This is a genomic window from Curtobacterium sp. MWU13-2055 (genome assembly GCF_023242305.1).
Taxonomy (GTDB): domain Bacteria; phylum Actinomycetota; class Actinomycetes; order Actinomycetales; family Microbacteriaceae; genus Curtobacterium.
This window is the reverse complement of the sequence record NZ_JALLIO010000001.1, coordinates 342,605-365,274: the sequence shown is the minus strand read 5'-3', so window position 1 is coordinate 365,274 and position 22,670 is coordinate 342,605. Positions and strand designations below refer to the sequence as shown.

Annotated in this window: 17 protein-coding genes and 1 tRNA gene; 2 read left to right on the top strand and 16 right to left on the bottom strand. The window is 71.7% G+C overall.

Annotated features, from left to right (window positions below; genetic code table 11):
• Positions 1-47: 47 nt before the first annotated feature.
• From lnt to M4960_RS01575, 8 genes are all read right to left on the bottom strand, one after another.
• Positions 48-1,640 carry an apolipoprotein N-acyltransferase gene (gene lnt / locus M4960_RS01610; protein WP_248703301.1) on the bottom strand — a complete coding sequence of 531 codons (1,593 nt, stop codon included), beginning with the start codon at positions 1,638-1,640 and terminating at the stop codon, positions 48-50.
• A gap of 11 nt (positions 1,641-1,651) precedes the next feature.
• Entirely contained in the window at positions 1,652-4,096 is a 2,445-nt protein-coding gene (locus M4960_RS01605; protein WP_123294401.1) for an RNA helicase, read from the bottom strand.
• Positions 4,093-4,845: a twin-arginine translocase subunit TatC gene (gene tatC, locus M4960_RS01600; protein ID WP_111084003.1), complete on the bottom strand. Its 753-nt coding sequence runs from the start codon at positions 4,843-4,845 to the stop codon at positions 4,093-4,095. Before tatC ends, M4960_RS01605 begins: the two co-directional genes overlap by 4 nt.
• A 156-nt stretch (positions 4,846-5,001) precedes the next feature.
• Entirely contained in the window at positions 5,002-5,973 is a 972-nt protein-coding gene (locus M4960_RS01595) for a YafY family protein (RefSeq protein ID WP_111084002.1), read from the bottom strand.
• Entirely contained in the window at positions 5,966-6,997 is a 1,032-nt protein-coding gene (locus M4960_RS01590) for a YafY family protein (RefSeq protein ID WP_123294400.1), read from the bottom strand. The genes M4960_RS01595 and M4960_RS01590 overlap by 8 nt, the downstream gene beginning before the upstream one ends.
• A gap of 71 nt (positions 6,998-7,068) precedes the next feature.
• Complete coding sequence (locus M4960_RS01585; protein WP_248703300.1) at positions 7,069-7,995, bottom strand: hypothetical protein; 927 nt, start codon at positions 7,993-7,995, stop codon at positions 7,069-7,071.
• A gap of 43 nt (positions 7,996-8,038) precedes the next feature.
• The gene (locus M4960_RS01580) at positions 8,039-9,157 is read right to left on the bottom strand and encodes a tRNA (adenine-N1)-methyltransferase (protein ID WP_248703299.1); all 1,119 of its coding nucleotides are present in this window, start codon (positions 9,155-9,157) and stop codon (positions 8,039-8,041) included.
• Positions 9,154-9,912, bottom strand: a complete 759-nt coding sequence (locus M4960_RS01575) for an HAD family phosphatase (RefSeq protein WP_235035824.1) — start codon at positions 9,910-9,912, stop codon at positions 9,154-9,156. The genes M4960_RS01580 and M4960_RS01575 overlap by 4 nt, the downstream gene beginning before the upstream one ends.
• Positions 9,913-10,062: 150 nt before the next feature.
• Here M4960_RS01575 and M4960_RS01570 point away from each other — a divergent pair, with 150 nt between their 5' ends.
• Positions 10,063-10,989: a proteasome assembly chaperone family protein gene (locus M4960_RS01570; protein WP_123294397.1), complete on the top strand. Its 927-nt coding sequence runs from the start codon at positions 10,063-10,065 to the stop codon at positions 10,987-10,989.
• Between the two features lie 313 nt (positions 10,990-11,302).
• Here the strand turns inward: M4960_RS01570 and mshC are convergent, their stop codons facing one another.
• From mshC to M4960_RS01555, 3 genes are read right to left on the bottom strand one after another with little or no spacing between them, the layout of a single operon-like run.
• The gene (gene mshC / locus M4960_RS01565; protein ID WP_111083997.1) at positions 11,303-12,547 is read right to left on the bottom strand and encodes a cysteine--1-D-myo-inosityl 2-amino-2-deoxy-alpha-D-glucopyranoside ligase; all 1,245 of its coding nucleotides are present in this window, start codon (positions 12,545-12,547) and stop codon (positions 11,303-11,305) included.
• Entirely contained in the window at positions 12,544-13,374 is an 831-nt protein-coding gene (locus M4960_RS01560; RefSeq protein ID WP_248703298.1) for an undecaprenyl-diphosphate phosphatase, read from the bottom strand. Before M4960_RS01560 ends, mshC begins: the two co-directional genes overlap by 4 nt.
• Positions 13,375-13,434: 60 nt before the next feature.
• A complete protein-coding gene (locus M4960_RS01555) occupies positions 13,435-14,751 on the bottom strand; it encodes a M20/M25/M40 family metallo-hydrolase (protein ID WP_123937896.1) in 1,317 nt (438 codons plus the stop codon).
• A 183-nt stretch (positions 14,752-14,934) separates the two neighbouring features.
• Here M4960_RS01555 and M4960_RS01550 point away from each other — a divergent pair.
• A tRNA-Leu gene (locus M4960_RS01550) sits at positions 14,935-15,020 on the top strand.
• Positions 15,021-15,449: 429 nt separating this feature from the next.
• On the opposite strand, the gene M4960_RS01545 is transcribed toward M4960_RS01550, so the two are convergent.
• From M4960_RS01545 to M4960_RS19550, 5 genes are all read right to left on the bottom strand, one after another.
• Positions 15,450-16,778 carry an NAD(P)/FAD-dependent oxidoreductase gene (locus M4960_RS01545; RefSeq protein WP_248703297.1) on the bottom strand — a complete coding sequence of 443 codons (1,329 nt, stop codon included), beginning with the start codon at positions 16,776-16,778 and terminating at the stop codon, positions 15,450-15,452.
• Positions 16,779-16,837: 59 nt separating this feature from the next.
• On the bottom strand, positions 16,838-17,035 hold the full coding sequence (locus tag M4960_RS01540; protein ID WP_248703296.1) for a hypothetical protein: 198 nt from the start codon (positions 17,033-17,035) through the stop codon (positions 16,838-16,840).
• Positions 17,036-17,060: 25 nt separating this feature from the next.
• Positions 17,061-18,854, bottom strand: a complete 1,794-nt coding sequence (locus M4960_RS01535; protein ID WP_123294459.1) for a DEAD/DEAH box helicase — start codon at positions 18,852-18,854, stop codon at positions 17,061-17,063.
• Between the two features lie 176 nt (positions 18,855-19,030).
• Complete coding sequence (gene dinB / locus M4960_RS01530) at positions 19,031-20,275, bottom strand: DNA polymerase IV (RefSeq protein ID WP_111083991.1); 1,245 nt, start codon at positions 20,273-20,275, stop codon at positions 19,031-19,033.
• Between the two features lie 37 nt (positions 20,276-20,312).
• Positions 20,313-22,640, bottom strand: a complete 2,328-nt coding sequence (locus M4960_RS19550; protein WP_248703295.1) for an FUSC family protein — start codon at positions 22,638-22,640, stop codon at positions 20,313-20,315.
• Positions 22,641-22,670: the final 30 nt, after the last annotated feature.

The following is a 22,670-nucleotide window of genomic DNA, read 5'->3' as shown; positions in this document are numbered from 1 at the left end:
CGATGCACGGGCTCACGGCCTCGGACGTACAGGGACGCGGCGGCGGATCAGGCGCGCTTGCGGCGTCCCCACGGTGCACAGGCGAGCAGCACGAGGAGCCCGCCGAGCGACAGGAACAACGCGATCGACCCCGAAGCGAGCGACGCCGGGGTCGTCGAGGTGCCGAGTGGCACGTCGGTCACCATCGAGGTCGCGGTGTACTCGGGGACCCGGTCGATGGTGCGTCCGGACGGGTCGATGACCTGCGAGGCGCCGACGGTCGAGATGTTGACGAGGGACCGACCGGTCTCGATCGCCCGCATCCGTGCGATCTCGAGTTGCTGGAGGTTCTCGTCGGTGCCGGAGAAGTCCGCGTTGTTCGTCTGCGCGAGGATCACCTGCGCTCCCCCGCGCACCATGTCGCGGGTCAGCCCGTCGTCGACGATGTCGAAGCAGATCGCGATCCCCGCCTTGATCCCCGCCACCGGCAGGACGTTCGGCTTCGTGCCCGGCGTGTAGTCACGCTGCAGCAGGCCGATCAGGGACGGCGCGAGCTTCGAGAAGAACCACCGGTCCGGCACGTACTCGCCGAAGGGCACCGGGCGCTTCTTGTCGTAGGACGACTGCCAGCCGTCGGCGGTCCACACGAACGACGTGTTGTGCAGCACCCCGGACGGCGTCTGTGTGATGGCTCCGGCGACCAGCGGCGCACCGACCGAGTCGACGACGGCGTCGAGCGACGACGCGATCACGGGCTGCTGGCGCGGGTCGAACTCGGCGGAGGCCTCGGGCCAGACGACGAGGTCGACGCCCTTCGCCTCGACGTCGGTCGCCGCGACCTGCGCCGCCAGGACCTCGCCCGGCGCAGCACGGTCGAAGTACCCGGCCGGCCCGTTGCCCTGTACCGACTCGATCCGGATGGTGCCGGAGGTCGCGGTCGGCCAGGCCGGCACCGCCAGCACGGCGGCGACGAGCAACCCGGCGGTCCCGACCCGGACCGGCAGCCGTAGGGTCGCGCCCGGCGCCCGCGGGGACACGAGGGCGAGCGACACGACCACCGCGACGCAGTAGACGACCACGAACGTCACCCCGAGGACGCCGACGTACGCGGCGAGGTGGGTGAACGGCCCCTGCGACTGCGACAGGCCGACGCGCCCCCAGGCGAAGCCGCCGTACGGCCAGCTCCCCGAGAACCACTCGCGTCCGGTCCACAGTGCGGCGACCATGGCCGGGAGGCCCCACACGCGTCCGGCGGTCGATGGCACCACGCGCGCGACCCAGCGGTACGCGAGGGCGATCGCGACGCTGCCAAGGGCGAAGAACGCCGCCTCCAACAACGCCAAGGCGAACCACGGGACGGGCCCCAGGTAGCGGCCGGCCCACGAGATGGCCGGGATCCAGAACGCGGCACCGGCCACGTAGCCGAGCCACGCGGCCCTGCGGGCACGCTGTCCCATCGCGGCGAGCAGCATGCACGCGAGCGCCGGGAAGGCCAGGAACCACCAACCGGGCGACGGGAACGCGAGCGCGAAGAGCAGCCCGCCGATGACGGCCAGGGGCAGCGCGCTGCCCAGCGGGAGCGCCGAGAACGGGCCGTCCGCGACCGCACCGCGGCCCACGCGCGCGGGCACCCCGCGCACACCGGTCTCCGGAACCCGCACCGTGCCTCCTGTCAGACCGCGGCGTAGGCGACGATGCCGCGGCGCACCGCGTCGGTCGCACGTCGGGCGGTCTGGGCGAGGTCGTCGTCACCGGCGTTCCGGATCTGGTCGAGCAGGTCGATGACCTGCTTCGACCAGCGGACGAAGTCGCCGGCGGGCAGGTCGAGGGTGCGGAGGACGTCGTCGAGGGCCGAGCCGGAGGCCCAGCGGAACATGCCGACCGCCATCGCCGGGGTGGGCGGCACCGACCCGGCCAGACGGGCGTCGCGCTCGATGTCGTCGAGGCGCGACCAGATCGTCAGGGTCTCGTCGAGCGCCGGACGGAACGCGCCGCGCGGCAGTGCGTGCTCGGTGCCGGGGGCGTCGTCGCGGCGGGGCTGGTAGATGATCGTGGCGGCCATCGCTGCGAGCTGCGCCGGCGTGAGGTCCTTCCAGACACCCGCCTCGAGGCACTCGGCGACGAGCAGGTCGCGGTCACCGTAGATGCGCTGCAGTCGGCGGCCGCCAGCGGCCACGGTGGCCTCGCCGTTGCCGGCGTCGACGAGGTAGCCGAGCTGCAGGAGCACGTCGGTGACCCGGTCGAAGGTGGTGGCCACGGCACCGGTGCGGGACCGGATCTGCTGGAGCAGCTTGTCGTTGACGCGCTTGAGCTTCCACCAGCGCTCCGCCCAACGGGCGTGCGCCTCGCGGTCGGGGCAGGCGTGGCAGGGGTGCCGCTGCATCTGGCGACGGACCGCCGTGATCGCGGCCTGCCGTTCCTGCCGTGCGCCGTGCGAGGCCTCGCGCCCACCGGGCACGTTCGTGCGCTCGAGGTCGGAGAGCTCGCGGCGGAGCGTCGAGTACTCGGTGAAGTCACCGAGGTGGCACTGCATGGCCTCGCGGTAGCCCTCGAGGGACTCCTGCTGCGAGCGGACCTTACGGGCCAGGTCGACCACGGACCGGTCGGCCTGGAACTGCGCGAACGAGGTCTCGAGGACCTCGCGCGTGCGCTGCCGCCCGAACTGGTCGATCAGGTTGACGGCCATGTTGTAGGTCGGCTTGAACGACGAGTTCAGCGGGTAGGTGCGCCGGCTGGCGAGCGAGGCGACGGCCTGGGGGTCGAGGCCGTCGGTCCACTGGATGACCGAGTGCCCCTCGACGTCGATGCCACGGCGCCCGGCACGCCCGGTGAGCTGGGTGTACTCCCCCGGGGTGATCGGGACACGGGCCTCGCCGTTGAACTTCTCGAGCTTCTCGAGCACCACCGTGCGTGCGGGCATGTTCACACCGAGCGCGAGGGTCTCGGTGGCGAACACCACCTTGAGCAGCTTGCGCTGGAAGAGGTTCTCGACCACCTCCTTGAACGCGGGGAGCATGCCGGCGTGGTGCGCGGCGACACCGCGCTCCAAGCCCTCGAGGAACTCCCAGTAGCCCAGGACGGCGAGGTCCTCGTCCGGCAGGGTGCGGCAGTGGTACTCCGCGGTCTCGCGGATCTCGTTGCGCTCCGGGACCGTGGTGAGCGACAGGCCGGAGCGCAGGACGTTCCGGACGCCCTGGTCGCACCCGGCGCGGCTGAACACGAAGAAGATCGCGGGCAGCAGCATCCGCTCGTCGAGCATGTGCGCGATGCGTTCGCGGTGCAGTTTCTCGGTACGCGGCCCACGGCGGTCGTGGTATCCCCCACGCCCTCGTCCGCCACGGTGGCCGCCGCCGTGCCGTTCGCTGCGCGATGCACCGCCGACCATGCGGAGCAGTTCCGGGTTGACGCGGTTCGTCGCCGCCGCACCGCTGGAGTCGAAGAGGTCGACCATCTTCGAGCCGACCAGGACGTGCTGCTCGAGCGGGACCGGGCGGTCTTCCGACACGATGACGTCGGTGTCGCCGCGGACCGTCTGCAGCCAGTCGCCGAACTCCTCGGCGTTGGAGACCGTGGCGCTGAGCGAGACCAGCCGGACCTCGGTCGGCAGGTGCAGGATCACTTCTTCCCACACCGCACCGCGGAACCGGTCGGCCAGGTAGTGGACCTCGTCGAGGACGACCCAGGCCAGGTCGTCGAGCAGGTCGGAGTCGGCGTAGATCATGTTCCGCAGGACCTCGGTCGTCATCACGACGACCCGCGCCCGCGGGTTCACGTTCGTGTCACCGGTGAGCAGGCCCACCTCGGACTCGCCGTAGACCTCGACCAGCTCGGCGTACTTCTGGTTGCTCAGGGCCTTCATCGGCGTCGTGTAGAACACCTTCGCCGTCGGCTGCCGCATCGCCAGCCAGATCGCGAACTCGGCCACGATCGTCTTGCCGGCACCGGTCGGCGCGGCCACGAGGACGCTGCGGCCCTGGTCGAGCGCGTCGCACGCGGCGAACTGGAACGGGTCGAGGTCGAAGCGCAGGTCGGCGCGGAACAACTCCAGGTTGCGGGAGCGGTTCCGGACCTTGGCGGCGGCGAAGCGCTCGGCCGCGCTGAGGTCCGCGCCCGTCACAGGCCGTACTCTTCGTCGAGCTTGGCCTGCTTCTTCGCCACCCTGCGGTCGTGGAACCAGGCCACGACGCACGCGGCGATGTAGAGCACCACCATCGGGACGGCCAGCAGGAACATCGAGATGACGTCGGCGCTCGGCGTGACGATCGCGCAGAAGACCAGGATGCACAGGATCGCGATGCGCCAGGACTTGATGATCGCCGCCGCCGACAGGACGCCGACGAAGTTCAGCAGCACGATGAAGACCGGCAGCACGAACGCGATCCCGACCGCGACGATGAGCTTGATGACGAAGTCGTAGTACGCCTTCGCGTCGACGATCGAGGTGTCCTGGCTCGACACGAAGCTGCCGAGGATGCCGACCACGTGGGGCAGGATGTACCACCCGAAGTAGCACCCGGCGAAGAACAGCGGGATCGCGGTGCCGAGGAAGCCCCACACGTACTGCTTCTCGCGCCGGACCAGGGCGGGCACGATGAACGCCCAGATCTGGTAGAGCCAGACCGGGCTGGCGATGACGATGCCGATCGTGATCGCGATCTGCAGCTTGAGGTCGAACGCGCCCGTGATCATCGGGAAGTTCAGCTCGGCCGTGTGTCCGCCGACCTTGGCGAGCTCGGCCACCGGTGCCCGGAGCGAGTCCAGCACGAACGGGGTCAGGAACCATCCGCCGACCGCGGCGATGACCACGGCGATCACTGCGCGGAACAGGCGGTTGCGCAGCTCGATGAGGTGCTGCCCGAGCGACATGCGGCCTTCGGCGTCGTTGTCACGGCGCCCTTGCCGCCTCGCTCGCCCGCGCGCGGTCGTCGAAGCCATGGGTCGATCCTACGGGGTGGGGACCGACAGTTCGGCGCGCTCCGTGCGAACGCACATGCAGGACCGGTCGGCGGCGGGGCTGCGACGTCAGCCGGCGGCGAGGGCTGCGGCGGCGAAGTCCCGCACCGCGTCCCGCGCTGCGGGCGGGTCGAGCACCACGGCACGGCCGGGCAGCCCAGCGACGAGCCGGACCACCCCGTCGAAGCCGTTCGACGCCGCGAGCCGGATGCGCACGCGCGCCTCGGCATCGGGGGCGTCCGCTGTGTCGGCGAGGAAGTCGGCCACGAGCGGCAGCGACGACGAGTCGAGTTCGACGGTGACGATGACGTCCTCTGCCGACTGCTGGAACAGCGTGTCCGGGATCACCACCTGGTCCGCCGACTTCTCCACCGCACGGTCGTCGACGCGTGCACCGGACATCCGGTCGAGGCGGAAGGTCCGGAGCGCCTGCCGGTCGAGGTCCCAGGCGCGGAGGTACCAGTCCGTGTCGATCGACTCGACGCGCAGCGGGTCGACCCGGCGGGTGCCGCCCTGGGTGCGCGGACCGGCGTACTCGAAGGACAAGCCGCGGCCGTCGGCCATCGCACGACGGATCGTTGCCAGGGCGACGTCGTGCAGGTCCTGCCCGACCGCGACCGTCGAGGCGGCACCGCCGGCACCGCGCGACAGCTTCGCCATGAGTGCTCGGATGGCATCGCGGTCAGCGGCCTCGGGCAGCGCGGAGAGGTACTGCAGCCCGGCGATGAGCGCAGAAGCTTCTCGCGCGGAAAGTCGGGGCGAGTCGTCGATGGCGACGAGGTTCGTCAGGACGATCATCTCGTTCTGGTCGAAGTCGTCCCACGCGATGTCGAACAGGTCGCCGTGCTGGTACTGCATCGTCTCGCCGGGGACCCCCGACACCGCGATGAGCTCCACGGCGCGGCGGATACGGGCCTCGGGGACGCCGAAGTGGCGCGCGGCCTCGGCCACCGAGACGCGCTCGCGGTCGATCAGGTACGGCACCAGGGCGAGCAGGAAGGCGAGCTTGTCCTGCGCTTGCAGGGGTTGGGCGTCAGCCACGGGCGGACTCCTCTCCGTCGCTGTGGTCGCGCACGAGCGCACGGAGCCGCTCGACGACGCGCAGCCGCAGGTCCTCCGGCTCGAGCACCCGGACCTCGGGTCCGAAGGCGGCGAGTTCCTCAGCCAGGATCTGCGGGTCGACGTGGTGCAGCACGAGTGCGCCGTCGGCGTCGGTCTCGGTGTCTCGACGGCGGGCGAGCCGCCGCTCGGCGTCGGAGCCGGGGGTCACCGCGATGCGCGCCGTGCGGGCTGACCAGATCCGTTCGAGTTCGGCGAGCGTGCGCTCCCCCGCGCCCACCGGGGCGGTGTGCTGCCCGACGTCGTACTGCGTGACGGGTCCGACGATGCGTGAGAGCAGGTAGTTCTTGTCCGAGTCCGTGGCGAACTCGTGGGCGGCGAGCATCCAGCGGCCGCCGTGCTGCACCAGGGCGAGCGGGGCGAGTTCGCGCCGACGGGCCTCGTGCTGGCCCGGGGTGATGTAGTCGAACCGGACGGCGGCACCGCGGTCGAGGGCGGAGCGGAGCGGCTCGAACGCTGCGTCGCGGGCTCGGAGCCGCGGGGCGTACGCGTCGACGCCGAGCTGGAGTGCGCCGTCGTCGTCCTCGGAACCCGCGGACCGGACCTTCAGCAGCCCGCGACGCGAGTCAGCGGACAGCGCGCCTTCGCGCCAGGCCATGGCGGCCAGCGACAGCAGGGCCGACTCGTCCGGGGTGAAGCGGACGTCCACAGGCAGGTCGTACTCGCCCTTCGGGATCCGGTACCGCAGCGTCTGGTTGTTGCCGGCGGCACCCGGTGTCTCGATGGTCTCGAGCGGGATGCCGAGCTCGCGGACGTCGTCCTTGTCGCGCTCGAACTGCCGCTCGAGTGAGGCGTTGTCCCCACCCGGTGTGAACCGCTGGCGGTAGCCCTGCACGTTGGTCAGGATCTCCGCCTTGGTCAGCCCGGACTCCGTCGAGAGCAGCGCGAGCACGAGGCTGAACAGCCGCTCCTCTGCGGGCACACGGGGCACACGGGTCGCTGGCACGAGGCGATCCTACGGCAGCGCGGGTGCACCGGAGTGCACCCGCGCCGCGGTCGGTGGACGGTGTGGGAGCGTCAGCTCGACATCGCTCCGAGCACGTCGATGACGTACGCGTAGGCGGTGCCCTGCTGGTTCACGACGGCCAGGACCTGGTCGCCGACGTGGTGCCCGACGATGGCGTTCCGGACTCCCTCGTCGACCTGGCCCTTGGTGAGCGGCACGGTCTGCGCGCCCGAGCCGTCGGTCCAGCTGGAGCCGGCCACGGACGGGTCAGCGCCCCACGTCACGGCGGTGTACTTGATGACCGCGGTGTCCTTGGCGGTGAGCACGCGACCGGACCCCTTGCGGAGCAGGTGCGTCTCGTTCGACTTCGGCGCGTTCCACGACGGGATCGTGATGCCGGGGGCGCCGGACGGTGCGAGCACGACGGCGGGCATCTTGTCGCCAGCGAGCTGCGGGGTGCCGGTCGCGCGGGCGTCGAAGGCCCGCTTGACGTCGATGACGGCGATGACGGCGTCCTCGGTCTTCGCCGACGAGCCGCTGTCGGTGGTCGCGCTGGTGTCCGAGCTGCTGAGGGCGCTCTTCGGCAGCGCGACGGCCAGGCGGTCGCCGACCTGCGCGCACTCGAGCGATTCGCCGAGGGCGCCGTAGTTGCTCGCCCCGGCGGTGATCGGGGCCGTCTGCCCGGAGTACCCGCTGGTCTGCGCGACCTCGCCGGTGGCGCCGTCGACGAGCGTGTACTCGATCAGGACGGGGGTGCCGTCGTCGATCGTGCGGCCGTCGCCCTGCTCCAGGACGGAGACCTGCGTGCCCTTCGTGGTGAGTCCGCTCGGGATCGACACCTTCGGCTCCTTGCCGAACGCGCCGGTGGCGGTCACCGCTTCGGACGCCGCACCGGGTGCGGCGCAGCTCGAGGGGGTGGTGCCGGCGCCGTTCGAGGCGCACGCCGTGAGCGACGCCACGAGACCGATGGTGACCAGGAGTGCGGGGATGGTGCGCACGGACCCTCTTTCCGTTCGATGCAGGACGGGCACGACCGTCAGCCTACCGTTCGCCGTCGGTCGGCTCGGACGCGTCGCTGGCGGGCTCGGACGGTGCCCCGGACCCCTCGGTGGCGGCCGCTGCGGACCCGGCCTCGGCAGCGGCGACCTTGCGGGCCTGCGCCGCCGACTGCCGTGCGACCTTGCGGAGCTTCTTGTCGCTCGTCGCGCGCTCGCCCACGGCGCCGGGGGTCCAGGCCTCGATGTCCTCGTCGGAGAACTCGACCTTGCCCGCGCGGCGCTTCAGGTTCGGCAGGACGGTGCCGTCGGCGAGACGACGGGCCGTGATGAGGAACCCGGTGTGCCCGACCATGCGGTGGTCCGGTCGGACGGCGAGCCCCTCGACGTGCCAGGTGCGCACCAGGGTCTCGCTCGGCATCGGGTCGGTGAAGCGGCCGGTGTCGCGCAGGGCCTCGGCCGTGCGGGACAGCTGGGTGACGGTCGCGACGTAGCAGACGATGAGTCCGCCGGGCACGAGGGCGTCGGCTGCGGCGTCGACGCACTCCCACGGCGCGAGCATGTCGAGCACCACGCGGTCGACGCTTTGCTCCTGGACAGCGCCGGGCAGCTCCTCGACCAGGTCGCCGACGGTCACCGACCAGTTGTCCGGGACGGCGCCGAGGAACGTGCCGACGTTGCCCTGCGCGATCGCGGCGAACTCCTCGCGACGCTCGAACGACTGCAGCTGCCCCGTCGGACCGATCGCCCGCAGCAGGAACAGGGAGAGGGCACCGGAACCGACGCCCGCCTCGACCACCCGGGCGCCCGGGAAGACGTCCGCGAACGCCACGATCTGGGCGGCGTCCTTCGGGTAGACGATGGCGGCACCACGTGGCATCGACATCACGTAGTCGTTGAGCAGCGGACGGAGCGCGAGGTACTCGTCGCCCGTGCTGGCCCGGATCACCGAGCCGTCGGGCTGGCCGATGACGTCGTCGTGCCGGAGGACCCCGCGGTGCGTGTGGTACTCGCCGGCGGTCTCGAGGGACAGCGTCGTGAGCTTGCCCTTCGGGCCGGTGAGCTGCACGCGGTCGCCGGCCCGGAACGGGCCACGCGGCGGCGTGTGGGGTGCGCCACCGGCGGTGTGCGGCAGGGCCGCTGTCGGGTTGTCGGTGTGGCTCATCGGGTGACTCCCTCGGTGTCCGCAGCGTGCGCCGGGTCAGGAGCCGGGCCTCCCGTCACGGCAGCGCGCGCGGCCAGCGCCGGCCCCGTCAACTCGACCAGGCGGTCGACGTCGACACCCGACAGGGTGGTCAGGTGCACGTCACCGCCGGCGATCTCGGACAGCGGGACGATGTGCTCCACGGCGACCGTGACGGCGCCGGAGGCGACGGCCGAGGCGACGCCGGTGGCGGAGTCCTCGATCGCGACGCACGCGGTCGGCTCGACGCCGAGCTGGGCGGCGGCGGAGAGGTAGGCGTCCGGGTACGGCTTCGGACGGTCGACGTCGTCACCGGCCACGACGACGCGGAACCCGCGCTCGCCCAGTGCCTCGGCGGCGACGAGTGCCATCTTGCGACGGGACATCGTCACCAGTGCGGTGGGGATGCCGCGGGCGTGGAGCTCCTCGACGAGCTCGCGGGCTCCCGGGCGCCACGGCAGCTCACCCGCGCGCAGGTGCTCCATCACGTAGTCGGTCATCCACTGGATGATCTCCTCGACCTCCATGTCGACGCCCTTGGCGCGCAGGAGCTCGCCGGAGCGCTCGAGGCCGGAGCCGACCAGGGACAGGCCGTCCTCGTGGGTCCACTCGGCGCCGTAGCGGTTCGTCAGGTCGACCTGGGAGCGCTGCCAGATCGGCTCGGTGTCGATGATCGTGCCGTCCATGTCCCACAGCACGGCTGCGGGCGGGACGAGGGCAGGAGGATGCGCGGTCACGGGCGACGAGTCTACCGGGGCCGTTCCGCTGGGCGCGGACGGGCATGCCCGCGGGCGTCGCCGGGGCCTACAGTGGATGCCTGCATCGTGTCCGGCCGGGTGCCTCGTCGTGCCCGCCCCGCTCCGCTCCACCACCAGGAGGTCCGCTCCGTGCCACAGCACTCCCCCTTCAGCGACGGCCGGTTGCTCGTCGTCGCCTTCGAGGGCTGGAACGACGCCGGCGAAGCCGCGAGCGGACTCGCCCGCCGCATCGTCGAGTCCCTCGGGCTCGACGAGCTGCGCGAGCTCGACGGGGAGCGGTACGTCGACTACCAGTTCAACCGTCCGACCATGGGATCCGACGAGACCGGCGCCCGCGGGGTGCAGTGGCCCCGCATCGTGCTGCACGGCCCCGGGGCCGAGGGCCGTCCGGTCATCGGCGCCACCGGCTCCCCGACCGACCGCGACGTGTTCGTCCTCGTCGGTCCGGAGCCCTCCCGCACCTGGCGCGGCTTCTGCGCCGAGATCATCGACCTCGCCGACGTCTACTCGATCGACGCCGTCGTCTTCGTCGGCGCGATGCTGGCCGACGTGCCGCACACCCGACCGATCTCGGTCTTCGTCTCGAGCGAGAACGCCGGCGTCCGCACCGCGTTCGACGTCGACAAGTCCTCGTACGAGGGTCCGACCGGCATCCTCGGTGTCCTGGCCGACGCGATGGACAAGGCCGGGCTGACCACGCTGTCGCTCTGGGCCTCGGTCCCGCACTACGTGCACAACTCGCCGTCACCCAAGGCCACCCTCTCGCTGCTCGACAAGATCGAGGAGCTCACCGACGTCACCGTGCCCCGTGGCACCCTGCTCGACGACGCCACCGAGTGGGAGGACGGCATCGACGCCCTCGCCGCCGACGACGAGGACATGGCCTCGTACATCGGGCAGCTCGAGCAGGCCCGCGACACCGTCGACTCCCCCGAGGCCTCGGGCGACGCGATCGCGCAGGAGTTCGAGCAGTACCTGCGGCGCCGCGAGCACAAGGACGGCAAGGACGGCGGCACCGCTGGTGGCGAGGGGCCCTGGCGGCCCCCGCAGCAGTAGCCGACACCCCGCTCACTTCCGCCGAGTGGTCGCGACCTGTCGGTTGCCGCCCGCCTCGGCGACAGTTCCTGACCGACCGGCGACCGGCACACGACGTGTTGCGACCGCACGGCGGACGGGAGGCACGGGGCGGGTCCGCCACGGGCCTCCCGTCCGGGGGTCGCGAACGGTCACGGCACCCCGCTCACCTTCGCAAGGTGGTCGCGAACTGTCGGTTGCCGCCCGCCAACGCGACAGTTCCTGACCGACCGGCGGCCCGCACACGACGTGTCGTCGCCTGTCGACGCAGGCCGACGACGCCGCCGGCCAGAGCTCAGGCCAGACGGATGCCGAGCAGCGCGTCGATCAGGTCGGCGAGCTCCGGCGTGCACGCAGTGCCCCCGGCGATCGCAGTGTCGACCGCGGCGACCGCACCCGGCGTGTCGAGGTCGTCGGAGACCCGCGCCCGGATCCGGGACGCCACGTCGGCCGCGTCGTCAGCGTGCCCGGCGGACGCACCCGATGCCCAGGCGTCCCAGGTCGCGAGGCGCGTCGTGGCACTCGTGAGCTCGGCGTCGAACCACTCCCAGTCGTCGGAGTACTTGTGCGACAGCAGCGCGAGCCGGATCGCGCGGGGGTCCGCGCCGTCGTCGAGCAGCCCCCGCACGGTGACGAGGTTGCCGAGCGACTTCGAGATCTTCGTGCCCTGGTAGGCGATCATCCCGGTGTGCACGAACGCGTGTGCCAGGGGCTGGTGCGCCAGGGCCGCTGCGTGTCCCGCGCTCATCTCGTGGTGCGGGAAGACGAGGTCACTGCCGCCACCCTGCACGCTGATCGGCAGGCCGAGGCGGTCGCCGGCGATGACGCTGCACTCGATGTGCCAGCCGGGCCGGCCGGGGCCGATCTCGGAGTCCCAGCTCGGCTCACCGTCGCGGGCCGCACGCCAGAGGAGCGGGTCGAGCGGGTCGCGCTTACCGGGGCGCTCCGGGTCCCCGCCGCGCTCGGCAGCGAGCGTGAGCATCGTCTCGCGGTCCAGGCCGCTCTCGTCGCCGAGCGACCACGCGTCGGTGGGGTGGTTGACGTCGAAGTACAGGTCGTCGCCCTCGGCGTCCGGGGTGGGGACCTCGTAGGCGGAGCCGGTCTCCTGCAGGAACGCAACGGCCTCGGCGACGCGGTCGACCTCGTCGGTGACGGCCACGAAGTCGTCGGGCGGCAGGATCCGCAGCGACTCCATGTCGCGACGGAACAGGTCGATCTGCGACGCGGCGAGCTCGCGCCAGTCGACGCCGTCGCGGGTGGCGCGCTCGAGCAGCGGGTCGTCGACGTCGGTGACGTTCTGCGCGTACTCGACGTCGAGGCCGGCGTCGCGCCACGCGCGGCCGAGCGTGTCGAACGCCAGGTAGGTCGCCGCGTGCCCGAGGTGGGTGGCGTCGTACGGGGTGATCCCGCAGACGTACAGTGCAGCGCGCTCGTCGCCCTGCGTCGGGTCGACCGGCTTGCCGGTGGCGGTGTCGTGCACGACGGGCCGCGGCGCTGCGCCGGGGACGTCGGGGACGGACGGGGCCTGCCAGGCCCTCACGGCTGGATCACTCCGAGCGACAACAACACGATGAGAACGATACCGAGTGCGATGCGGTACACGACGAACGGCATGAAGCTGCGCTTGCTGATGTAGTTCATGAACGCCGCGATCACCACGAACCCGACGACGAACGCCACCACCGTCGCGATGAGCGTGTCGGCGAGTCCGAACGGCGCTCCGTGGTCACCGAGGCTCGTCGCGGCCTCGTACAGCCCGGACAGGAACACCGCGGGGACGGCCAGCAGGAACGCGAACCGCGCCGCGGCCGGCCGCGTGTACCCGAGCGCGAGCCCCATCGACACGGTCGCACCGGAGCGGGAGACACCGGGGACGAGTGCGAGCACCTGCGCGAGCCCGATCAGGATGCCGCCACCGAAGGTCATGTGTTCGATCCGACGCTCCTTGCGGCCGACGACGTCGAACACACCGAGCACGATGCCGAAGACGATGAGCACGATCGCGACGATCCAGAGCGAGCGGAACGTGGTCTCGATGGAGTCCTTCAGCAGGAGCCCGGCGATGCCGATCGGGATGGTGCCGAGGATCACGAGCCACCCGAGACGCACGTCGGGGTCGCCCTTCGGGACGTCGCGCCGGAACACGGAACGGAACCACCGCCCGATGATCCGGGTGATGTCCTTCCAGAAGTAGATGAGCACCGCGGTCTCGGTGCCGAGCTGCGTCACCGCGGTGAAGGCCGCGCCCGGGTCCTTCGCGTCGGGCAGGAACAGCCCGACGATGCGCAGGTGCGCGCTGGAGGACACCGGCAGGAACTCGGTGAGCCCCTGGACGAAGCCGAGGAAGATCGCCTCGAGGATGTGCACGCACGGGCCTTTCGGGGGAGGTCGGTCAGGACACCGCCACGCAGGCGACCATGAACAATATCAGTACGTGGCCAGGAGGTCCCCGAGAACACGCCGACCGAAGGCCAGCGAGTCGAGCGGCACCCGCTCGTCGACACCGTGGAACATCGCCGGGAAGTCCACCCCGGCGGGCAGCTGCAGCGGCACGAAGCCGTACCCGGCGATCCCGAGCGTCGACAGCGCTTTGTTGTCCGTGCCGCCGGACAGCAGGTACGGCAGCACCGGGGCGCCCGGGTCGTGGCGGCCGAGGACGTCGCGGACGGCGTCGACGAGCGGTCCGCCGAAGTCCTGCTCGAGACCGATGTCGCGGAAGGACATCACGACCTCGACCTCGTCGCCGGCGAGCTCCCGCACACGCGCCAGCACCGACTCTTCGTCACCGGGCAGGCAGCGGATGTCGACGAGCGCCTCGGCCGTGTCCGGGATCACGTTGTGCTTGTAGCCCGCGGTCAGGACCGTCGGGTTCGTCGTGGTGTGCAGTGCGGCGTGGATGAACCGCGAGGCCGACCCGGTCGCGAGCGCGACCTCGTCCGGGCCCGTCACGGTCGGGTCGACGCCCAGGAACCGAGCGACCTCGGCGACCATCGCGTCCGTCGTCGCCGACAGGCGCACCGGCCACTCCTCGCTGCCGATCCGGGCGACCGCCGCGGCGAGCTTCGTCACGGCGTTGTCGCGGATGACGTGCGAACCGTGCGCAGCCGTGCCGCGGGCGACGAGCTTGATCCACATCAGCGCCTTCTCGCCCGTCTGCAGCAGGTAGGCGCGACGGTCGCCGAGGGTGATCGAGTACCCGCCCACCTCGCTGATGGCGGCACTGGCCCCGGCGAAGACCTCGGGGTGGTGCTCGACGACGTGGTGCGAGCCGAGCACTCCCCCGGCTTCCTCGTCGGCGAAGTACGCGATCACCAAGTCGCGCTCGGGAGCCCCCTGCGCCGCGATGACGTCCGACAGCGATGTGAGCATCATCGCGTCCATGTTCTTCATGTCGACGGCGCCCCGCCCCCACAGCGAGCCGTCCTTGACGACACCGCCGAAGGGGTCGACCGACCAGTTCGCCGGATCGGCCGGCACGACGTCGAGGTGCCCGTGCACCACCAGGGCCGGCTTGTCACGATCGCGGCCGGGCACCCGCGCGACGACACTGACGCGATCCGGCTCGGACTCGAACAACTGCGGCTCGAGGCCCAGCCCGCGCAACTTGTCCTCGACGTAGTGCGCCGCCTCGGTCTCGCCGCGCGACTTCCCCTCGCCCCAGTTCGTGGTGTCGATGCGGATGAGGTCGCGCGCGATCGCCGCGGTGGCCTCGAGCTCGGTCGCGGTCGGCTCCGGGTTCGTCATGCCACCACGGTATCGGTCCGCACCGACGCGCCCCGGCCCGGTGACGCCGCGGGACGCGCCGGGAACCCAGCCCTCTGGACGCGCCCGGGATGCACGGCCGTGTTCATCGGGCGTTCAGACCCGTGCTAGTGTTTTCTCTCGGCAGGGACGCCGGGGAAACCCGGAGAAATCGCCACACATCCAGTCCGGATGGCGGAATTGGTAGACGCGCTAGCTTGAGGTGCTAGTGCCCGTATTAGGGCGTGGGGGTTCAAGTCCCCCTTCGGACACAGAAACATGCAATGCCCCCTGACCTTTCGGTCCGGGGGCATTTTCTGTTGCGTTTCCCGGCGAGTGCCGCCATCGCTGCGCTCAGGGCGTCACCGCCTCGGCCAGTTCGCTGCGCTCACGGCCAGGGGCGGGGGCACGGCCAGCTCGCTTCGCTCACGGCCAGGGGTGGGGGCACGGCCAGTTCGCTGCGCTCACGGCCGATGCGTGAGCAAGTTCCGACAGACCACCAGGGGAACGACGCGTGTGCTGTCGGAACATGCACACGCACTGGATGAGTGCGCATCTTCCGACGGACCACGCGTCGATCGACAAGTGGAGCGTCGGAAGATGCGCACGCATACGGCAGCGAGCAAGACAGCGCACGCACGGACGGACGGGAGGCGCGGTGCCGGCTGGCACCGCGCCTCCCGTCCGTCAGGTGGTCGCGTCTAGGACTTCGACGCCTCGACGAAGTTGCGGCGCGGGTCCGTCTCCTTGATGAGCGAGGTCGCGTCGCGGCCCGAGACGGCACCGGTGACCCAGCCGATGACGATGCGCGCCTTGCGGTTCAGCGTCGGCATCGCGTACACGTGGTACGCGCGGTGGGCGAGCCAGGCGAGCAGGTTCGTCATCTTGATGCCCTTGATGTTGGCGGCACCCTTGGCGACACCGTACGAGGCGACCGTGCCGATCGAGGGGTGGCGGTACTCCTCGAGGGGCTTGCCGGTGATCGTCGCGACGACGTTGTCCGCCGCGACGACGGCCTGGCGGACGGCGTTCTGCGCGTTCGGCGGGTAGAACGCCGGCTGCTTGTCGGCGGTCAGGTCGGGCACCTGTGCGACGTCGCCGAGACCCCAGACACCGGGGACGACCTCGTGCGTGTCCTCGGCCTCGACCTGGAGCTTCGCGTTGGCGGCGAGGTGCCCCTTCGGTCCGCGTGGCAGGTCGGAGGCGTCGAGCAGCGGGTTCGGCTTCACGCCAGCGGTCCAGACGAGCAGCCCGGTGGGGATCTCGTCGCCGTCGGAGAGCTTGACGATGCCGCCCTCGGCGCTCGGCATGGTGGTCTTCAGGCGCACGTCGATGCCGCGGGCGCGGAGCGACTCGAGCGTCCACTTGGACAGCTCCGGGCCGACCTCGGGCGCGACACGGTCGAGCGCGTCGATGAGGATCCAGCGGGGCTGCTCGCCCGCGAGCGACGGGTAGGTCTTGATGGCGGCCTGCGAGACGTCGAACAGCTCGCCGATCGCCTCGACGCCGGTGTAGCCACCGCCGACGAAGACGCTGGTCAGCAGACGACGACGCTCGTCCTCGTCACGGGTGGCAGCGGCCTTGGCGATGTTGTCGAGGAGCTTGGCGCGCACGTAGGCGGCCTCTTCCACGCTCTTGAAGCCGACGCCGTACTCCTCGAGCCCGGGGGTCGGGAAGGTGCGGGTGACCGAGCCGAGCGCGACGACGAGCTGGTCGTAGCCGAGCGTGCGGTCGTCGCCACCGGCGGTCGCGATCGAGACGGTCTTGTCCTTCGACGAGATGCCGGTGACCTTGCCCTGGATGACGCGCGTCTTGCGGAGCGCACGGCGCAGCTCGACGGTCACGTCCTTCGGGGCGATGTGGCCGCCGGCGACCTCGGGCAGGAACGGCAGGTACGTGTAGTAGGTGTTCTGGTCCACGAGCGTGATGCGCATGGGCACGGTCGCGGCGTGCTTCTGCAGCTCCTTGACGGTGCTGTAGCCAGCGGAGCCGCCGCCGAGGACGAGGACGTGAGGGATCGAGTCTGCCATTCCTCCGGTCTACCGGATACGGGCCGTCAACGTCATGAACGCCGCACTTCCTGAGCGAATCAGCGCTCTCGGAGTCGCCACCAGGCCGTCTCAGCGAGGTCGAGACCCATGTAGACCCCGTACGGGGTGCGTCGGGACTCGGTCAGCGAGAACCGTCGCAACCGGTACCCACCACCGAACCGGTCGATGATCGCCTCTGGGGAGGACTCGGCGTCGCGCTTGACGTACCAGGTGCGGTCGTCGACGGACTCGATCACGGGCGGACCGCCCGGACCGGACCCGTCACCGGCGCCCGCCGATGCGGGAGCGCAGGACGTCGATGCGCTTCTGGATCTGCTCGATGCTCGCCTGCGCCACGGCCGGCCCACCGCTGATGCGACGGAGTTCGGCGTGGATGGAGCCGTGCGGCTCGTTGGAGTGCCGGGACCAGATCGACACGAGGCGCGCGAGCTCGGTCCGCTGCTCCTTGATGGTCATGTACATCGGGCGGTTCTCGGGCTCGGCAGCCTTCGGCTGGCCGTCCTTGACCGCCCGGCCCTTGGAGCGCTTCGCCTGGGTCGCCTGACGCGCCCGGAGCAGGTCGCGCACCTGGTCGGGTTCGAGGAGCCCCGGGATGCCGATGAAGTCGAGTTCCTCGAGCGACCCGACCTCGCCGCCGGTGCCGAACTCACCACCGTCGTAGAGGACGCGGTCGAACGACGCCTGCGAGTCGAGCGCCTCGAACGGCTGGACCTCGAGCAGGCTCTCGGACGCGCGGTCTTCCTTGTTGGCCTCGGCCACCATCGCGTCTTCGGGGTTGTACATGCCGTCGTCGGCGTCCTTCGGACGGTCGAGGGCGTGGTCGCGTTCGAGCTCGAGCGTCGCCGCCAGTGCCATCAGTCCGGGCACGCTCGGCAGGAACACCGAGGCGGTCTCGCCACGACGGCGGGCACGCACGAAGCGGCCGATCACCTGGGCGAAGAACAGCGGGGTGCTCGCGCTCGTGGCGTACACGCCGACGCAGAGCCGCGGGACGTCGACGCCCTCGGACACCATGCGCACGGCGACCATCCACCGCGAGGTGTCGTCGGCGAACGCGCTGATCCGGCTGGACCCGGCGGCTTCGTCGGACAGGACGACCGTCGGCCGTTCCCCGGTGATCTGCTGCAGGATCCGGGCGTAGGCGCGGGCCGTGGTGGTGTCCGTCGCGATGACCAGACCACCGGCGTCGGGCACGCCACGGCGCACCTCGGTCAGGCGCTTGTCGGCGGCGGACAGCACGGCCGGCATCCACTCACCCTCGGGCGACAGCGCGGTGCGCCAGGCCTGCGCGGTGATGTCCTTCGTGACCTGTTCGCCCAGGGAAGCCGACATCTCGTCGCCCATCCGGGTCTTCCAGCGCATCTGGCCGGCGTACGCCATGAACAGCACGGGCCGGACGACGCCGTCCTTGAGCGCCCGGCCGTAGCCGTAGTTGTAGTCGGAGATCGAAGTGCGGATGCCCTGCTCGTCGGGGGCGTACTGGACGAACGGGATCGGCGCGGTGTCGGACCGGAACGGCGTGCCGGACAGCGAGAGCCGTCGGGTGGCACCGGAGAAGGCTTCCCTGATGCCGTCGCCCCAGGTGAGTGCGTCGCCGCCGTGGTGGACCTCGTCGAGGACGACCAGGGTGCGCCCGCCCTCGGTGATCTTCTTGTGCACCTCGGGGTTCATGCCGACCTGGGCGTACGTGATCGCGACGCCCTGGTAGTGCCGGCCGAACATGCCGTCGCCGTTCTTGAACATCGGGTCGATGCGGATGCCCACGCGGTCGGCGGAGTCCGCCCACTGCCGCTTCAGGTGCTCGGTGGGGGCGACGACCACTATGCGGTCGACGGTCCCGCGCGCCAGCAGCTCGGTGGCCAGTCGGAGCGCGAACGTCGTCTTGCCGGCGCCGGGTGTCGCGGCCGTCAGGAAGTCACGCGGCTCGGACTCGAAGTACTTCGTGAGGGCTTCGACCTGCCACGCCCGGAGCTTCGACGCGGTGCCCCACGCGGCCCGGTCCGGGAACGCCGGCGACAGGTGCTGGACGGCCGAGTTGCCGGCTGCCTCGGCCAGTGCGGCTGCGTCGGCTTCGTCCCGTGCGACGGCGTCGGCGTGCGCCGATGACTGCGCGGACACCGACGACGAAGACGTCGACGACGTGTGGTCGTCCCCCGACTCGGCCCACAGCGTGGCGGGCTGCTGCTGTTCGTACTCCGCTGCGCTCACTGGACCTGATTCTACCGCCACCGTCAGTCCTGCCTGGCGTGCGGGACGTGGCCGTCGGGGGTCCGGCGGACCAGGGATGCCGGTCGCAGCACGCCTGCGCCGAAGCGCGCGGCGACCGCGTCGACCGTGGTCTCGGTCTCGCGCCACGGCGCGTCGTCGTCCCAGAGCGCGTTGCTCGCGGCGGCCGGCACGAGGTTCTCGCCGCGGACCCCGATGAGCCGGATCCGGTTGCCCGGTCGGTGCAGCACGTCGTACAGCTCGACGGCTTCGCGGTGCAGCCGCTTGGCGACGTCGGTGGGCTCGGCGAGGGTGCGCGACCGGGTGAGCGTGGTGAAGTCGGTGTAGCGGACCTTGAGCGCGACGGTGCGGGCCTGCACGTCGGCGTGGCGCAGGCGGACGGCGACCTTGTCGGCGAGGCGCAGGAGCTCGCGCGCGACGTCGTCCCGCTCGGTCAGGTCGTGACCGAAGGTGACCTCGTGCCCGATGGACTTCTCGCCCACGCCGGTGTCGACGACGCGTGGGTCGCGCCCCCAGGACAGGTCGTGCAGGCGCTGGCCACCGGCCGGCCCGAGCGCGGACACGAGTGACCCGAGGGGCGTGTTCGCCAGGTCGCCGACGGTGCGGATGCCGCGGCGCTCGAGGGTCTCCTGCGTCTTGCCGCCGACGCCCCACAGCGCTGAGACCGGCTGCGGGTGCAGGAACGCGATGGTGTCGGCCGCGGGCACGACGAGCAGCCCGTCCGGCTTGGACCGGCTCGATGCGAGCTTCGCCACGAACTTGGTCGACGCGGCGCCGACCGAGCAGTGCAGGCCCGTCTCGGCGTGGACCGTGCGCCGGATGGCCCGTCCGATCTCCCACGGCGTGCCGTACAGCCGGAGCGCGCCGGCGACGTCGAGGAACGCTTCGTCGATGCCGAGCCGTTCGACCCGCGGCGTGAACCGGTCGAAGACCGCCATCACCGCGGCGGACTGGTCGCGGTACTTCTCGAAGTGCGGCTCGACGATGATCGCGTTCGGGCAGCGGCGCTTCGCGATCGCCATCGGCATGGCGGAGTTCACGCCGTACCGACGGGCTTCGTAGGTGGCAGCAGTGACCACGGAGCGGTCGGAGTCGTGGCCGACGATGACCGGCAGACCCACCAGGTCAGGTCGGTCGAGCAGTTCGACGGAGGCGAAGAAGGCGTCCATGTCGACGTGCAGCACGGTCGCCGAGACGTCGTCCACCGGTGCGTCGGAGACGAGCCGGTTGCTTCCGTCCTGCTTGCTCACACCGAGATGATGCCAGGGACCACCGACATCGCCGGGCTCACCGTGCGCCGGTGGCCGCCGAACGCGTGGCGGTCTCGCCGAGCACGGTCGCCCGGTGTCGGTCGGCCAGCAGCGCGAGCGCCTCGTCGATGCGGCCCAGCGCGTGCGCCGCGACCTCGACGGTCTGCTGGTCCGGACCACCCGCCGCCGCGCCCACCGCCGTGTCGAGCTGGTCGCCGACCCGCGCCCACACCGGCGCCGGCGCGGCGGACCGGGGCCCGGCCACGATGCCGTCGGCCAGGTCCGCGATCGACGCGGCGAGGCGGTGGGCGGCACCGGCCAGGGTGGCGGGCGGGTCCTGCGGGGGCGAGCCGAGCCTCCCGGCCGCCTCGCGCGCGAACGTCGCCGCCGCCTGCAAGGACGTCCGGGTCCTGGCGTCCGCGCGGGCGGGTCCGCCCGTCGGGAACCGCACCATCGGGCGCAGGACGGCGTCCAGTTGGTAGGTCGCTGCGTCGACAGCGCGCGATCGTGCGCGCAGGTCGGGTGCGGCGGCGTCGGTGGCCGTGTCGGCCGACCGGGAGGCGCGGATCGCGCCCGCACCGTCGGTCGCGTCCGCCTCGGCGTCCGCGTCGACCCCGACCAGCGCGAGCACGAACGCCCTGACCGCGGTCAGCTGCCGGCGCACGGCCCGTCGGATGACGGCCCGGGTGGCGATCGGGAAGACGACGGCGCTCACGAGCACGGCGACCGCGGCGCCGAGCAGGTTCTCGGCGAGGCGGATCGGGATGAGCGAATCGGTGAAGCTGCCGGAGAACGCGTACACCTGGCACAGGACGACGACCAGGCACGCGACCCAGACCGAGTAGACGCCGCCGAAGCCGTAGGTGCCGACCGCGAGCAGGACGCAGACGAGCACGAGCGTGAACCAGGGGTGCGCCGTGCCGACGACGTGCACGAGGACGATGCCGACGGCGCCGCCGACGACCGTGCCGACGGCACGGTGCAGGCCCTTGCGGACCCGCTCGTGCGTGGTGTTCGTGCCGGCGAGGACGATCATCACGCCGATCACGCCCCAGTAGAACCGCGGGCCGTCGAGCAGCAGCGCGAGGGGCTCGACGATCGCGACGGCGATCGCGGCGTGCACCGCGGTGCGCAGCGAGACGGAGAGTCGCCAGCGGCGCCAGGGGCCGTCGGCGACGGTGTCGGCCAGCACCGGCACGGCTCCGGCCGGGCGGCCGCCGGCGAGGACGACGGGCGTGACGAAGGGAGCTGCCAACGCGACGCCGTCGCCGCGGTGCGGCAGTTCGTCGCGGAGCTCGCGCCACCGCAGCCCGGCGCCCTGCAGGTCGGTGAACTCGGCGGCCATCCGACGGACGACGGCCGTCGTGCGCGAGCCGGGGTCGCCGGCGGACGCCGTGATGCCGTAGCGGGCGAGCAGTGTCTGCGCGGCGTCCTCGCCGTGCCCGCCGCCGTGGCGCAGGACGATCGTGACGGCACGGAGCGCGGCGTGCCGGACGTCCGACGGCGCGCCGTGCTCGACGAGGGCACCGGCACCGCGCCCGAGCTCGTCGACGGCGAAGTGCGTGTCGAACACGAGCCGGTGGAGTTCCTCCGCCGTGGTGTCGGCGTCCACCCCGCTCGCGGCGAGCATCCCGTCGACCGTCAACGCGATCTCGTGGTACCGGTCACGGCTGCGACGGAGGCGGCGCAGGGTGCGGCGTCGTGCGGACGGGTCGTCCGCCGCGGCGAGGACGGCGGCAGCGGCCTCGAGCACGGCCGAGCCACGGGCGACGAAGCCACGGCGGGTGCGCAACAGGGTACGGTGCGCGTCCGGTCGGAGCACCAGGCGGACCAGGACCGTCGCGGCGAGCGAGGCGGCCACGACGAGGCCGAGCGGCACGACGCTCGTCTCGGGCAGCGGGAGGAGCAGCCCGCACAGGTACCCGGCGAACCCGACGATCGCGGCGTCGGCGGCCCACGCGCCCCACGCGGCCGCGGCGAACTGCAGGAACAGCAGCACGACGATGAGCACGAGCTCGAGGAGCCGGAACGGCTGCAGGGCGATGCTGCCGGCGAGGGCCACGACGAACGGCACGAGGACGGCTCCGGTGCGGGCAGCCGTCCGGCCGGTACTCGGGTCGACGATGACGAGGCAGGTGATGAACGCGGGCATCGCGCCGATCATCACGCCCAGGATCGCGGGCAGGCCGAACGCGGTCGCGACGGCGTACCCCACGGCCATGCCGGCGGGCACCGCGACCAGGGTGCGGAGGGCACCGTCGGTCTTCACGAGCCCGGGGTCGAGCGCGAGGACCGCGTCGGCGAGCCGCCGGGAGCGTGTCCGTCGACGGGGAGCGGTCCGGTTCGTGGTGTCGGTCCTCGGCACGAGTCGGCCGCCTCCTCTGCGCTCGGGAGG